This window comes from Streptomyces sp. NPDC001220 (assembly GCF_053597895.1).
Map to the genome: position 1 here is coordinate 338,547 of NZ_JBSFJE010000010.1, position 15,509 is coordinate 354,055.

10 protein-coding genes are annotated in these 15,509 nt (G+C 70.6%); 7 read left to right on the plus strand and 3 right to left on the minus strand.

From position 1 onward, the window contains the following. Positions 1-11 precede the first annotated feature (11 nt). The 3 genes from ACWDGI_RS25220 to ACWDGI_RS25230 form a co-directional block, all read right to left on the minus strand. Positions 12-260, minus strand: coding sequence for a hypothetical protein (locus tag ACWDGI_RS25220; protein WP_450762542.1), 249 nt, complete (start codon positions 258-260; stop codon positions 12-14). A 1,010-nt stretch (positions 261-1,270) separates the two neighbouring features. After that, positions 1,271-2,317 (minus strand): zinc-dependent alcohol dehydrogenase family protein, encoded by a 1,047-nt coding sequence (locus tag ACWDGI_RS25225; protein WP_450762544.1) that lies wholly within the window; start codon positions 2,315-2,317, stop codon positions 1,271-1,273. A 323-nt stretch (positions 2,318-2,640) separates the two neighbouring features. Next, positions 2,641-3,204, minus strand: a complete 564-nt coding sequence (locus tag ACWDGI_RS25230; protein WP_450762546.1) for a fasciclin domain-containing protein — start codon at positions 3,202-3,204, stop codon at positions 2,641-2,643. A 285-nt stretch (positions 3,205-3,489) separates the two neighbouring features. Between ACWDGI_RS25230 and ACWDGI_RS25235 the strand changes: the two genes are divergently transcribed. From ACWDGI_RS25235 to ACWDGI_RS25265, 7 genes are all read left to right on the plus strand, one after another. Beyond that, entirely contained in the window at positions 3,490-4,467 is a 978-nt protein-coding gene (locus ACWDGI_RS25235; protein ID WP_450762548.1) for an ABC transporter substrate-binding protein, read from the plus strand. Beyond that, positions 4,464-5,264: an ABC transporter permease gene (locus ACWDGI_RS25240; RefSeq protein WP_450762550.1), complete on the plus strand. Its 801-nt coding sequence runs from the start codon at positions 4,464-4,466 to the stop codon at positions 5,262-5,264. The genes ACWDGI_RS25235 and ACWDGI_RS25240 overlap by 4 nt, the downstream gene beginning before the upstream one ends. Next, complete coding sequence (locus ACWDGI_RS25245) at positions 5,261-6,136, plus strand: ABC transporter permease (RefSeq protein WP_450762552.1); 876 nt, start codon at positions 5,261-5,263, stop codon at positions 6,134-6,136. The genes ACWDGI_RS25240 and ACWDGI_RS25245 overlap by 4 nt, the downstream gene beginning before the upstream one ends. Further along, positions 6,133-7,740, plus strand: coding sequence for a benzoylformate decarboxylase (mdlC, locus tag ACWDGI_RS25250; RefSeq protein ID WP_450762553.1), 1,608 nt, complete (start codon positions 6,133-6,135; stop codon positions 7,738-7,740). Before ACWDGI_RS25245 ends, mdlC begins: the two co-directional genes overlap by 4 nt. A gap of 3 nt (positions 7,741-7,743) precedes the next feature. Then, positions 7,744-8,511, plus strand: a complete 768-nt coding sequence (locus tag ACWDGI_RS25255) for an ABC transporter ATP-binding protein (protein ID WP_450762555.1) — start codon at positions 7,744-7,746, stop codon at positions 8,509-8,511. A 472-nt stretch (positions 8,512-8,983) separates the two neighbouring features. Continuing rightward, a complete protein-coding gene (locus ACWDGI_RS25260) occupies positions 8,984-15,028 on the plus strand; it encodes a DNRLRE domain-containing protein (RefSeq protein WP_450762557.1) in 6,045 nt (2,014 codons plus the stop codon). Positions 15,029-15,030: 2 nt separating this feature from the next. Continuing rightward, positions 15,031-15,321 (plus strand): hypothetical protein, encoded by a 291-nt coding sequence (locus tag ACWDGI_RS25265; RefSeq protein WP_450762559.1) that lies wholly within the window; start codon positions 15,031-15,033, stop codon positions 15,319-15,321. The last annotated feature ends 188 nt before the right edge of the window (positions 15,322-15,509 follow it).

The following is a 15,509-nucleotide window of genomic DNA, read 5'->3' on the forward strand; positions in this document are numbered from 1 at the left end:
GCTTGTACTCCTCAGCCGGCCTCGGCGCTGTCGCCGAGCGCGTCCAATGGATCCACCCACTCGATGACGCCGACTTCGCGGCATCCACGTGATTCGATCACGAGCACCGTGGCGCCTACCGGCAGGGGATCCTCCGACCAGGCGAGGAAGGTCTCGGAGCCGCCTCGGACCCGTACCAGGACTTCGCCGGGGCCGGCGGAACCACGGGTTCCTATGAGCACCAGTCCCATACAGCCGATCACGGCGTCGTCCTGCGGCATCACCGGCCGCCCTCCTCGTCCTGGCCCATGATTCCGACGATAGACCCACCAGGCCCAGCACCCAACGGCCAGGCGGCACCTCCCGGGAGCCGGACCCGCCGGGCTCCCGCTCGCCCGGCCCGCCCCACGGGCCCGAGGCCCCTCTCCGGGCCACCGATCGTCACCCCCGCCGGGTCACCGGCCCTGCGCCCCCGCCGCTCACCGGCCTGCGCCCCCGCCGCTCACCGGCCCTGCGCTTCCGCCGGCTCACCGGCCCCGTACTCCCTGGACCCCACCGATCCCGCGCCTCCCCCGGGGCTGTCCACGCGGACCCCGCCCGCCCCGCCCTCGCCGCCCGCCCCGTCGAGACGACGATCGGGCACCGGATCCCCGGCCGCCGTCGAGGTGATCGCCGACGCTCGTGGCCGTCCGGTCCGCCTCCGTGGTGTCGTCGCCGTCAACCCGTCGGCTCCCGAACGCTTGTCGATCGGGACGCTTCCCGATCATTACGTTCCCCGATCGGGACGCTTCTCGATCGTCACGTTCCCCGATCGGGACGCTTCTCGATCGGTACGCTTCCGTCCGGAGGCGGGAATGGTCAATGCGGTGGTTTTTGGGGTTGGTGGTGCCATCTGCCTTGCTCTTGGGGCGTGGTTCGTCCGGAGGCAACGCCGTAGACATGCCAGCACCCTCGTGGGGTGGGGCGGACTTGCCATCGGACTGGGGCAGTTGATACGCGCGGTGGCCTCCTTGGCCGGAGACCGGCAGCCGCTCGGTCTCATCCTCGCCATCTGTTTCGCCGTACTCAGCGTGGTCGGCTACACCCTGGTGGCGCGTGGCCCGGACACGTTCCGGAACGGTCGCGGCGGCCGGAAGCGCCGGAAGCTGCCTCCGATCCGCCCATGACGGGCCGCAGCTCCAACAGGCCGGACAACCGCCCATGGCGCGCTCCTGTCACCCGACACCGACACCCACACTGACGCCGATACCGATACCGACGCCGGACCAGGTGCCGCCTCTCGGCTGTTGTCCTAGCCCCGGTCATCGTCGAAGACAAAGAGAGGTTTCGCGCCGTGTGCGGGTGCTTCGGCGAACTCGATGGCTTCGGCGAAGCGTTCGAGCGGGAAGGGCCGGCCCTGAGGGATGGTCATCACTCCGTCGGCGACGAGACCGCGAACCTCGGACAGCGCGCGCAGCGCCTCCGCAGGCGAAGTGCCGCCGAACCAGCGGTTCAGCCAGAAGCCGCGGACCGCTTTGGTCTCGTAGATGACGGAGCGTGCCTGCAGCGGGATCGTCAGCGCCGCCGGGTCGGTCTGGCGATGCGTGGAGAGCGCGCCGTAGACCACGACCTCTCCTCCCGGAGCCAGCGCCTGGGACACCTGGGCGCCCAGCGGGCCCGCGACACAGTCGGTGGCCTTGTGTACGCCGGCCGGTCCTGCGATCTCCTCCACCCGCTGCAAGAGGTCCTCGTCCTCGGTGCAGATGACCTCGTCACCGCCGAGCTCCTTGATCTCCTCGACGGCAGCGCGCCGTCGCACCACGTTGATCGTGGGAATCCCCAGATGCCTGGCCAGCTGAATGACGAGCCGGCCGACGGTGGAGCCCGCGGCCGTCTGCAACAACCATGCACCCGGCTGTACGTCGAGTTCGCGGGTGACCAGGAGCAGCGCGGTCAGAGGGTTGACGGCGAGCTGGCAGGCGCTGGAGTCGCTCAGACTGTCGGGGACGGGCAGGAGCCTGTGCTGGTCGGCGACAAGGTATTCCTGCCAGGTACCGGCCACCGGCGGCCCGGGCACCGCCGGGACGGCCACGGCCACCACGCGCTCGCCGACCTCCAGCCCCCCGGTGTCCGGCCCCAGGGCCTCGATGCGGCCCACGCATTCCATGTGCCCCCCGACGGCGGGAAAAACGGGGGAGAAACCGTAGCGGCCACGCAGCACGTGCAGATCACTGGCGTGCACCGGAGTCGCCTTCACCCGGATCAGCGCCTGGCCGGCCTCCGGCGTGGGAACGGGCCGGGATTCCAGCCGCAGGACATCGGCCGGTTCACCGACCGTACCGGCTACGAGCGCGCGCATGGATCGCGCCATGGGTGACCTCGTCTCTCAGCGCCCGACGAACTCGGCGGACGTCCTGGACAGGAAGAACGCGGACCGCTTGCCGCAGCGTGCAACAGGAGCGTGATGGGCGTGCCGCAGTCATCGCAAGGAAGAACTACGGGGTGCGTCAGGTTTCAGGTTGGCCGGCGGCCGGGTTTCCGGTCGTCGCCGCCCTCGCCGCCCTCGCCGGCAGCTACGGCCGTCGGCACGAGAAGACCACGGCCACGGGAGGGAACCTGCGCGAGGGGACTCCCGCTCCGGGGTGCACACGGGTCGCCCACGCCGGGACCGGGGGCCGTGCCTCAGGACGGGGGCTGGAGGACCGTGTCAATGACGTAGATGGTGGCGTTCGCGGCCTTGATGTTGCCGCAGACGATGTTCGCCTTGCCGTTGACCTTGAAGTCGGTGCCCGAGCCCGATGTGGTCAGTTTGCTTCCCTCCACCGTCGTGAAGGACCCCTTGGAGAGCTGGTCCGGGGTGATCTGCTGGTCCACGACGTGGTAGGTCAGCACCTTCTTCAGCTGCCCCTGGTTGCCGAGCAGCGAGGCGAGCTGCGACGCGGACGCCTTTTGGAAGGCCTGGTCGTTGGGAGCGAAGACGGTGACGTCGGGTTTCCCGTCGAGGGTGCCGCTCAGCTTTGCCCTGACCGCGGCTGCGACCAGATGACTGAGCTGCGGATATGCGGCCGCGGCCTCTACGACCTTGTCCTTGGCCGTGTTGGCCTTCTGGGCGAGCGCCGAGCAGCCGGGACCGAACGTCCCCGACGGGCTGGGAGAGGCGTCCTGCGCGTGGCTCTGCGACGCCAGACCTCCCAGCGCGAGCGGGATGGCGACCAGAGCTGCCGCGGTGGCCTTTGCCGTACGCATGCGGGTGAACCTCATCGCAACCTTCCTCCCATGGAGGCGTGAACACTGCAGAGGTTTGACTGCGGAAGACCTCGTAGCCGGTGGGCGGGGTGGGCGCGACTGCGCGCCCGGCCCTGGGCCGATGTCACCCGATCACTCAGCGAGCGTATCCAGCGGTTACGAGTGACCGCATCTCGGAACGTGCTGAACATCCCCCGAAACCCGCCCCGAAACCGCCCCGAAACCCGCCCCGAAACCCGCCCCGAATCTGTAGCGATCATGACAAATTCGGGTAGGCATGCCGACATGCCTTTACGTCGGTTACATCGATCACGTTCGGGAACCAAACGCCTCGTCCCGCTCGTCGCCGCCGCGGCACTGATCCTGGCGGCCTGTGACAGCGGCGGCACACCGCACTCCGGCGACGGCCGACAGCAACTGACCGTGGCGGCACTGCCGCTCACCGACTCCGCCGCCCTCTATCTGGCCCGGGACCGCGGGCTGTTCGCCAAGGAGGGTCTGGACGTGCGCATCCAGCCCGTGCAGCAGAGCATCCAGGCGCTGCCCGCGCTGCTGAAGGGCCAGGTGGACGTCATCGCGAGCGCGAACTACGTCACCTACTTCCAGGCGTACGAGAAGGGCACCCTGGACCTGCGCATCGTCGCCGAGGGCGTACGGATCGCCCCGCACATGATGGATGTCCTCGTGCCCAAGGACTCCGCCCTGAAGTCGCCCGCGGACCTCGCGGGCAAGAAGGTCGCCGTCGCCGTCCTGAACAACGTCCAGTCTCTGACGCTGAACGCGATCCTCGACGCCCGGCACGCCGGGCGACCCGTCTACCGGCAGATCCTCTTCCCGCAGATGGGCCCCGCTCTGCAGCGGGGCCAGGTGGACGCCGCACACGCGGTCGAACCCTTCGACTCGGCCATCCAGGGCGAGCTGGGCGCGCGGGTGCTGCTCGACGGCGGTTCGGGACCGGCGAGGGGCCTGCCCGCCAGCGGGTACATCACCACCGCCGCCTTCGTGAAGAAGAACCCGAAGGCGGCGGCGGGCTTCCGGCGTGCCGTCGAGGCGGCGTCCAGACTGGCCGCCGAGGATCCGGCGGCGGTCCGCACCGAACTGCCCGAGTACACCAAGGTGACCGCGGACCAGGCCAAGTCGATCCACCTGCCGGCCTATCCGCCGACCGCCGATCCGGCCGCTCTGCGCCGGCTCGTCCACCTCATGCGCACCCAGGGACTGCTGACGAAGGACATCGACCCGGCACCCCTGCTGGTGAAATGACCCGGCGTCAGGAGCTGTCGCTGGGCCTGCTCGGCGCGGCGGCGGCCTTCGGGATCTGTGAGGCGGTGTCCCGGGCCGGGATAGTCCGGCGCAGCTATCTGCCGCCCGCGTCCGAAGTCATCGCCCGCGCCGGGGGGTTGGCGGGTGACCCGGCCTTTCTCGACGGGATCGGGGTGACCCTGCGGGCGTGGGCGCTCGGCCTCGGGCTCGCCTGCGCGCTCGCCGTGCCGCTGGGACTGCTGCTGGGCGCGGTGCCGGTGGTGGAGGCGGCCGCACGCGCCGTGATCGAGTTCCTGCGGCCCCTGCCGTCCGTCGCGTTGATCCCCCTGGTGTCACTGCTGCTCGGGTCGGGCACGCAGACGGAGGTCACGCTGATCGCGTACGCCTCGCTGTGGCCGGTGCTGTTCAACACCGTCTACGGTCTGGGCGAGACCGACCCGCTGGCCAGGGACACCCTGCGCGCCTTCGGGTTCGGCCGGCTCGCGGTGCTGCTGCGGGTGGAACTGCCGGCCACCGCCCCGTTCATCGCCGCCGGCGTGCGGATCTCGGCCGCGGTCGCCCTGATCCTCGCCGTCGCGACGGAGATCCTCTCCGGCTTCGGTCAGGGCCTCGGCATCTTCATCGCCCAGGCCCAGAACGAGACGGAAGGCACCCGGGACGTGCTGGCCGGGGTGGTGTGGGCGGGCGGCCTCGGGCTGGTGATCAACGGCGTACTGGTCGGCGCCGAGCGGCGGTTGTTCGCCTGGGCACAGGAACCCCGTCCGGAGGCAGGGAAATCGAAGCGGAGCCGCCCATGACGCAGACGCAGACGCAGACGCATCGCAGCGAACGGCCTGGATCCGCACCCGGCCCGCCCCGCACCACCACCGTGCCCTTCCTGCTGCGCTGGTCGGTGTTCCTCGGCGCCGTCCTCTGCTGGGAACTGGCCGCCCGTGCCCAGCACAGCGTGTACTTCCCGCCACCGCTGCGGATCGCCCGGCACGCCCGCGACCTGTGGTTCTCGGGCCCGATCGGCCATCTGTTCCTCACCTCGGACGCCGTCGGCACCATCCTGCCGAGCCTGGGCCGGATGGTGGCCGGGTTCGCGATGGCCGCCGTCGCCGGGATCGCGCTGGGGCTCGCGCTGGGCCGCTCACGCCGGGCGTACGCGCTGTGCGACCCGGTGCTCCAGTTCGCGAGGGCCGTGCCGCCGCCCGCGCTGGTGCCGGTGTTCGTCGTCGTCTTCGACGTCGGTACGCCCATGCAGGTGGCGTCGATCGTGTTCAGCGGCGTGTGGCCGGTGCTGGTCAACTCGGCCGAGGGCGCCCGTGCCACCGATCCGCTGCGGCTCGAGGTGGCGGCCGTGCTGCGGCTGACGGCGCCCGAGCGGCTGTGGTTCCTGATCCTGCCCTCGGCGCTGCCCCGGATCTTCGCGGGGCTCCGGCTCAGCCTGTCGCTGTGCCTGATCCTGATGGTGTTCTCGGAGCTGCTGCCGGGCAGCGCCGACGGCATCGGGTTCACCCTCACCGACGCCCAGACGCGCTCCGACCTGCTCACGGTGTGGTCGGCGCTGCTCCTGCTCGGCGCAGTCGGGTATCTCCTCAACACCGGACTGCTGGCGGTCGAGAAGCGACTCGTCGGCCCGGTCTCGTCCGCGTCCGGTTCCGCGTCCGCAAGGAGGACAGCATGACCACGCCCACGGTGCGCGAAGCGGTCGTACGATTCCTGCGCGACACCGGCATGACCACGGTCTTCGGCAATCCTGGCTCCACGGAACTGCGGATGTTCCGCGACTGGCCGGACGACTTCACGTACGTGCTGGGTCTGCAGGAGTCCGTCGCCGTCGGCACGGCGGCCGGGTACGCGCTCGGTACCAGGCGGGCCGCGTTCGTCAACCTGCACTCGGCCGGCGGGGTGGGGCACTCGCTCGGCGCGGTCTTCAACGCCTTCCGCGACCGGGTGCCGCTGGTGATCGTGGCGGGTCAGCAGGCACGCTCGCTGATCCAGCTCCGGCCGTTCCTCGGCGCCGACGAACCGGCCCTGTTCCCACGCCCGTACGTGAAGTCCGCGCGCCAGCCGGAGCGGGCCGAGGACGTGCCGGCCGTGCTCGCCGAGGCGTACCGGGTCGCGATGGCGCCGCCACGCGGCCCGGTGTTCGTTTCCGTGCCCGAGGACGACTGGGACCGGCCCGCCGAGCCCGTCACGCCCCGCACGGTCCACTCGGGGTTCACGGCCGCGCCGGCCGCCCTCGACGCGCTCGCCGCCCGGCTGGAGGCCTGTACGCGGCCGGCGCTCGTGGTGGGCCCGGGCGTGGACGACGAGGACGCGCTGGAACCGGTCCGCGCGCTGGCCGAACGGATCCGGGCCGGGGTGTGGATCAGCCCGCTCTCCGGCCGCTCCGGCTTCCCGGAGTCGCATCCGCTGTTCCAGGGCTTCCTGCCGCCGGTCGCCCGCCAACTGTCCGCGCGTCTCGCGCCGTACGACGTGGTGGTCGCCCTCGGCGCGCCGGTGTTCACCTATCACGTGGCGGACGGCGGCCCGCCGCTCGCGCCCGGCACCGAGCTGTTCCATCTGGACTGCGACCCCGGCCAGGCCGCCTGGCTGCCCACCGGCACCAGCATCGTCACCACCCTGCGGCCCGCCCTGGAACGGCTCACCGGGCTGCTCAAGGAACCCGACCGCGCCCCGCCGCCGCCCCGGCCGGCACCTGTCCCGGCCCGCACCGAGGGACACATCACCCCTGAGCTGTTCTTCGATCTGCTGCGCGCCCGGCTGCCGCGCGACCGGGTCCTCGTCGAGGAGGCGCCGAGTCACCGGGACGCGTTCCACGCGCGCGTGCCCGTCGAACAGGGCGGCGGCTTCCTCACCACGGGCAGTGGGGCGCTCGGATGGGGCCTGCCCCTCGCGGTGGGCCGGGCCCTCGCCGACCGGCGCCGGGTGGTGTGCGTGGTCGGGGACGGCTCGGCGCTGTACTCGGTGCAGGCCCTGTGGACTGCGGCCCGCCACACGGCACCGGTCACCTACGTCCTTCTGGACAACGGCGGTTACGCGGCCGTCCGCGCGTTGGGCCGCCGGATCGGCATCGCGTCCGTCCCCGGCACGGACATCACGGGCATCGACTTCGCGGCACTCGCGGAGTCCCTCGGCTGCCCGGCGGCCCGAGTCGAGCACCCGGAGGAACTGCCGGCCGCCCTGGACCACGCCCTGGACCGGGGTGACCACGCCGGCCCCTTCCTGCTGCACGTCGCGGTGACCGGCAGCGCGGGCACCCTGTACGAGCCCTGGGCCGGGTGAGGGATGCTGCGCCTCGACTCCGTCAGCCGGCACTTCGGCGACCAGCACGTCCTGGACGGCATCAGCCTGACCGTGCCCGACGGACAGCTCCTCAGCGTGGTCGGCCCCTCCGGCTGCGGCAAGTCCACGCTGCTGCGCACCGTCGCCGGGCTGCTGCCCGCACAGGAGGGCACGGTCACGGTCGACGGGACACCGGTGACCGGCGTGCCCGAGCGGCTCGCGGTGGTCTTCCAGGAGTACGGCCGCTCGCTGCTGCCCTGGCTCACCGTCCGCGACAACGTGGCCCTGCCGCTGCGCCGCCAGGGGCTTGCCCGCGCCGCCCGCCGGACCGAGGCCGAGACGATCCTCGAACGCGTCGGCCTGCACGGGGTCGCCCGGCGCCACCCCCGGGAGCTGTCCGGCGGTATGCAGCAGCGCGTCGCCATCGCCCGGGCCCTCGTCTGCCGGCCGTCGCTGCTGCTCATGGACGAGCCGTTCGGCTCACTGGACGCGGGCACCCGCGAGGATCTGGAGGACCTGCTGCTGGAGGTCCATCGCGCCGACGAGACGACCATCGTGTTCGTCACCCACGACATCGACGAGAGCGTGTACGTGGGCGACCGCGTCGTCGTCCTGTCTCCCGGCCCCGGCTCCCGTGTCGTCCGGGACCTGCCGGTCGCCCTGCCGGACGAGCGGGACCAGATCACCACGCGCAGCTCTCCCGCTTTCGTGGCGCTGCGCACGGAGGTGGGACGGGCGGTGCGAAGCGCTCCGCCGCCAGGGCCGGAGTGACCGTGTGCGTCGGCTGTCACTGGGCGTCGCCGTCAGGCGGCCTGGATGGCTGTCCCTCCCGCGCACGGTCATTGCGATCTGCACGCTTACATCACAAGTATCCCCATATTCTTTCAGTTCTTTGGAAATCTTGACCACGGCTCTGGGGCTCCGGTAGCGCTCCCAGCCTCTCCCGGAGAGCCTCCCTGTGGCGTGTAAATCGGCCAAATCGCAGCGCAAGTGATCCGACGGCAGCAGCGGTGACCTGGTGTATTTGCCGATCCTTGATCGACTCTTTGCGTCACCCATGGCGGAATCTGATCGCCTCTCTACCTGAAGTGCAAGATCAGTTCGATCGGTTGACCGATCACAGAACTGACTTGGAAGGAAAGTGACTGTGCGTCACAGACCTGTGGTCCCTCGAGGACCGCGATCGGGACGTGCCCGTCAATCGCGTAGATTGCGGCAGATAGCCCTCGGCATAGTGCTGGCCATGGCGGTCGAGGGCGCTCTGGTGGCGGAGGGCAGCGGACTGGCGTTCGCCACCCCTGCCGAAAGCGCCCCGGCGGAAACGGCAGCCGCTTCCGCCGGCGCTTCAGCCCCCGCCGAGGCGCAGGACGAGGCATCGGCGTCCCTGATGGCCCGTCAGCAGGGCCGGAAGATCGAGGTACTGTCCGACCGGACAGCGGACTCCACGACGTACGCGCTGCCGACCGGGGGACTGCAGACCGAGGCATACGCCGGTCCTGTCCGCGTGAAGGAGAACGGCGAGTGGAAGGACATCGACACCTCGCTGTCCGACACCGGTGCCGACCTCACGCCCGCCGCGGCGGCCGCGGACATCGCGGTCTCCGACGGCGGTGACACCGACTTGGCTTCGGTGACCAAGGGCAAGGACTCCTTCGGGCTGGGCTGGGAGGACAAGCTGCCCGCCCCGTCGGTGAACGACAGCACCGCCTCCTACAACCTGGGCAGCGGCCAGACTCTGTCCGTGACCGCGCTGGCGCAGGGCTTCTCGGAGAACCTCAGGCTCACGCAGCAGCCCGATGACGACACTGTCTCCTACCGGATCCCGTTGAACCTGGACGGACTGAAGCTGTCCCAGGCCGACTCCGGGCACCTCCTGTTGAAGGACGCCGACGGCAAGCTGGTCGCCGAGGCACCGGCCCCGATGATGTGGGACGCCTCCAAGGACGACGCTTCCGGCGAGTCCGCGCACCAGGAGGCGGTCGCGACGAAGATCGAGACCGCTGGCGACGGCTCGCAGACCCTCGTGCTGACCCCGGACAAGACCTTCCTGGCCACCGCGACCTACCCGGTGACGGTCGACCCGACCACCACCCTCGCGGTCACCACCGACACCTGGGTGCAGAACCCGGACTACCCGGACTCGCAGATCTCCTCGCAGGAGCTGAAGTCGGGTACGTACGACAGCGGTACGGACACCGCCCGCTCGTACCTGAAGTTCGACGTCTCGAAGTTCGCCGGGAAGCACGTCACGTCGGCGACGATGTCGCTGTACAACTACTACTCGGCGACCTGCTCCACCTCCGGAGCGGCTACCCAGGCCCGCCGCATCACCTCCACCTGGTCCTCCTCGTCGATCACCTGGGGCGCCCAGCCCTCGACCACGACGACCGGCGTGGCGACCAACACCGGGCACTGGGGCTACTCCTCGTCCTGCCCGGCCAACTGGTCCAACTGGAACCTCCAGCCGATCGTCCAGGCGTGGGCCGACGGCTCCACCAACTACGGCCTGCAGATCCGCAGCGCCGACGAGACCGACTCCACCACCTGGCGGCGTTTCCGCTCCGCGAACTACACCACCTCCGGCTACGCACCGAAGCTGTCGGTGACGTACAACTCGTACCCCGCGGTGCCCACGAGCACGGCGATCGCCCCGTCGCAGGTCAACGCCTACAACGGCAAGCGGTACGCCACCTCGCTGACGCCCGCCCTGTCGGCGAAGGTGACCGACCCCGACGGTTCCAGCACCAAGGGCCAGTTCGAGATCACGGCGGACCCGGCGTACGCGGACACCACCTACTCGTACACCGGCACCAGCGGCTCGGTGGCCTCCGGGTCGACCGCGCAGCTGACGATCCCGTCGGCGAACGCGTTCCCGTCGGGCAAACACCTGCGCTACCGGGTCCGGGCCTACGACGGCACGGACTACGGCTCCTGGACCGGGTACACCACGTTCGTCCTGAACACAGGCAAGCCCGACGCGCCGACGGTCTCCTGCGACACGTATCCGGAGAACGGCTGGACGGCGAAGGCCGCCTCCGCGGTGTCCTGCACGATCGACACGGACTCCACGGACGGTGCGGGCTACTACTGGGGTCTGGACGACTCCTCGGCGCCGAGCAAGAAGCTGGACACCACCGACGGCTCCGGCGGTGACGCGCAGACCGTCTCCATCGCCCCGGCGAACGGCTGGCACACGCTGTACGCCCGGACGGTCGACTCCGGCGGAAACCTTTCTTCGGCCACTACCGCCTACAGCTTCGGCGTCGGCACGGACGGCGCCGCGATCCTGTCCCCGCGGGACGGCGACACCACCGCCCGCCGCCTCACTCTCGCCGCCAAGGGCCTGACCACCTACACGGGCGTGACCTGGCAGTACCGGCGCGGTGAGACCGACTCCTGGCATACCGTCCCGGTCGGCGACGTCACCGCCTCCGGCGACGCCGTCCCCGTCTGGCCGGTCGCGGTGAACTCGGGTGCCGCCACGAAGCTGGTCTGGAACACCGTGAGCAGCCTCTCCGAGGACGGTGTGATCCAGCTGCGGGCCATGTTCACGGACGGCATCAGCACCGGCTACTCGCAGACCGTCGAGACCACCCTGGACAGGGACGCCGGTACCGCGCCGACCGCCGAGGTCGGACCGGGCACGGTCAACCAGCTCACGGGTGACTACACGGTGTCCGCCACCGACGTCTCGGCATTCGCGGCCGAGGTGGAGCGCACCTTCTCCTCGCGCGCCGACGACACCGACACCGAGGGCCAGGCCCAGATCTTCGGACCGGGCTGGACCTCGTCGGTATCGGCTGAATCGAGCGACTACACGCAGCTCCGGAAGACCTCCGCCACCTCCGTCGAGGTGCTCAGCGGCGACGGCGGCTCGGTGGCCTTCACCGCGACCTCCGGCGGCGGCTGGAAGCCGCAGGACGACTCCGCCGACCTGACGCTGACGGGCAGCCTGACCGGCTCGACGTTCACCCTCACCGACACCGACGCCGACACCACGGTGTTCACCAAGGCCGCGGACACGGCGACGACCTGGACACTCTCTTCTTCCGCCGCGGCGGTCGACGACAGCACGGTCACGGTCGCCTCGGAGACGGTCACCTCCGGCAGCGCCACACTGGCCCGGCCGAAGTACGTCATCTCGCCGACCGGTGCGGTCAAGGCGGCCACCTGCCAGGCCACCCCCGCCACGGCGGGCTGCCGGGTCCTGGAGTTCGTCTACGCCGACGCCACCACCGCCACATCGAGCGTGCCCGGCGACTACCAGGGCCAGGTCAAGGCGATCAAGCTGTGGGCCACCGACCCCGGTGCCTCCGCCGCCACCGCCGAGACCGTCGCCTCCTACGCGTACAACGCCTCCGGGCAGCTGTCCCAGACCTGGGACCCCCGGATCAGTCCCGCGCTGAAGACGCAGTACGCCTATGACTCGGACGGCCGTCTGGGCACCCTCACCCCCGCCGGTGAGCTGCCCTGGACGTTCACCTACGGGAAGGCCGGCTCCGCGCTGACCGCGGGAGCGGGCATGCTGCTCAAGGCGTCCCGCCCGGCCCTGGCCCAGGGCAGTGCGGACACGACGTCCGGTACGGCCATCACCACGGTCGTCTACGACGTGCCGCTGTCGGGCAGTTCCGCGCCGTACCAGATGGACTCCGACACCGTCGCCACCTGGGCTCAGGGCGAGGCACCCACCGACGCCACGGCCGTCTTCACGGCCGAGGGCGTCCCCGCCTCCAGCACCGGCAGCGACCTGACGTCGTCGTCGTACGACCGCGCCACCATCACCTACATCGACGCGGAGGGCGAGGAGACCAACACCGCCAAGCCGGGTGGTGGCATCAGCACCACCGAGCACGACGTGTTCGGCAACACCACCTCACAGCTCACCGCCGCCAACCGCGCGCTGGCGCTGAGCGGTTCCTCCGACGAGCTGACGGAACTGGGCCTGGACGGTCTGTCCACGGCCGAACGCGCCCAGCAGCTCGCCACCGTCTCCACGTACTCGGCCGACGGCACGCACGTCACCGACACGTACGGACCGCTGCACCAGGTCACCCTCACCAAGGAACTGACTGGCTCCACCAGCGACTCCACCCTGCCCGCCGGCTCGGTGATCCAGGCCCGCACCCACACCGCGCTCACCTACGACGAGAACCGGCCGGACGGCGCGGCCGTCTCCGGTCTGCTCACCTCCAAGGTGACGGGCGCGGCCATCGCGAGCTACGCCACCGACGCCGACACCAGCACGGTGACCTACGCCTACGACTGGTCGACCGGTCAGCAGAAGTCCGTCACGGGCGGCACGACCAGCGATGTCGTCGCCACCTACGACAGCGCCGGGCGAGTGGCCAGTACCCGTACCGCGGGCTCCTCCGGCTCGGACGCGGACACGCTGAACTACACGTACTACAGCGCGAGCGCCACGGGCACCTGCGCCTCCGTGGAGTGGGACGGCCTGCTGTGCCGGACCGCTCCCGCGGCGACGATCAGCAACGGCGGCAGCAATCCGTCCGACGCGGTCACCACGGTCTACACCTACGACCGCTGGGGCCAGGTGGCCGGCAAGGCCGAGACCGCGAACGGCGTGACCCGCACGACCACCACCACGGTGGACGCGGCGGGCCGCACCACCAGGAAGGCCGTCACGGGAGGTACCGGCACCGGCACCCCGGCCGCCACGACGACCTACGACCAGGACACCGGGCAGCTCGCCAGCCAGTCCTCCAACGGCCAGACCATCGCCTACCGGTACGACGACCTGGGTCGCCAGATCGTCTACGACGACGGCGCGGGCAATACCACGACCACGTCGTACGACATCCTGGACCGCCCGGTCGGCCGCACCGACTCGGCCCCGTCCACGGTGACCTACGCCTACGACACCGCCGGTGACCTCAAGACCCTGACCGACTCGGTCGCGGGCACCTTCAGCGGTACCTACGACGCCGACGGCAGCCTGACCGCCGAGACGCTGCCCGGCAGCTACGCGCTGACCGTGGACACGGACCCGGCCGGGCAGGTCACGGACCGCTCCTACACCACGTCCGACGGCACCACGGTCGCCTCCGACACCGCCGGCTACACGGTCGACGGCCGCCGGGCCGGCCATACGCAGACGGACGGCACCACCGTCCAGTCCGCTTACACCTACAGCAGCGCCGGCCGTCTCACCCAGGCCGTGGACACCACCACGACCGGGTGCACGACCCGCGCGTACACCTTCGACGGGAGCGGCAACCGCACGGCGCTGGCGACCACGTCCGACGACTGCGACAGCAGCACCTCCGACGCCACCACGACCACCGCGTCGTACGGCTACGACACGGCCGACCGCCTGGTGAACAGCGGATACGCCTATGACGCCTTCGGCCGTACCACGGCCGACGGCAGCACGGCACTGGCGTACTACACCAACGACCTGGTCCGTACCGAGACCCTCGGCACCAGCCGCAACGTCTGGGACCTGGACGCGGCCGGACGCCTTTCCGTCCAGACGGCGCAGACCCAGGGCACGGACGGCACCTGGAGCACCGGCACCATCACGACCAGCCATTACGGCGACACGTCGGACAACCCGGTGTGGAACGTGACCGGCGGTACCGTCGCCCGTTACGTACACGACCTCGCCGGGTCCCTCGCGGCGACCACCACGGCGTCCGGCGGGGTGGTCCTCCAACTGTCCGACCTGCACGGCGACATCACCGTGCAGCAGCCGCTGGACACCTCGGCGGCCGTCACCGTGCGGCACTACGACGAGTACGGCAACGTGCTCGCCGACTCCACTGACGGCACCGGGAACGACTGGCTGGGCGCCTACCAGCGCTCGGGCAACACGCTCAGCGGCTACACGCTCATGGGAGTGCGGCTCTACGACCCCACGACCGGCCGCTTCCTGAGCCGGGACGCGGTCTACGGCGGCAACTCCGACGCCTACGACTACTGCTCCGGCAACCCGGTCACCTGTCTCGACCTCACCGGCCTCAGCAAGCACAACTACAACAAGCACGGCTGGCACTACTGGGGCTACGAGATGGACATGACCAACGCCCGGGGCTGGAACGTGGTCAACCGGTTCAACGAGCACGCCGCGGGAGTCACCCTGGTCGCCGCTATGATCGGCGTCTATGCCTGGGCGACGGGCGTGGGGGCGCTGGCGGCCGCGCTCGGCGGGGTCTTCGCCGCCTACTACTGGTACATGAGCGCCAGGATGCAGTCGGTGCTGTACAGGAACCCGCACCGGGGAGTGAAGCTCAAGATCATCTTCGGCTACCCCAGCATCAGCAGGGAGTGAACGTGAACACGGTTGTGGACTACACCGCATTCGTGGTGGGGTGCCTCCTCACGCCGACGGGCCTGGTCTGCGTCCTCTCCGGTTGGGCCCCGTCCTGGCTGCGGCACGTCGAGCGGCCCCGGCTGTTCGGCGCGTGGGCGCTGTCCCTCGGCATCTTCTGCGTCACCCAGCTGCCGGCGCTGCGCACCGAGGTGACCAAGCTCGGCTCAGCCGCCGTCGACGCGCGCGTCGTGCTGCTGCTCATCTCGGCGGCGGCTCTGCTGCTCGGCGTCAGAAGGACCCGCGGCCAGTAGCGGTTCCGCGCGATGTCCAGGGCGCCTCCCCGGCCGGGGAGGCGCCCTCTCGCGACTCCGGAGGGACACGGCCGATGCGGTGCCTGGAGTGACCGCTCACTTTTCAATCTCGTTGTGAACCAGCCGAACCCGAGTCCACGTGGTGTATCGGTCGACTCCCCCGGGGACGGTGAGTCGCCGGGGCCGAC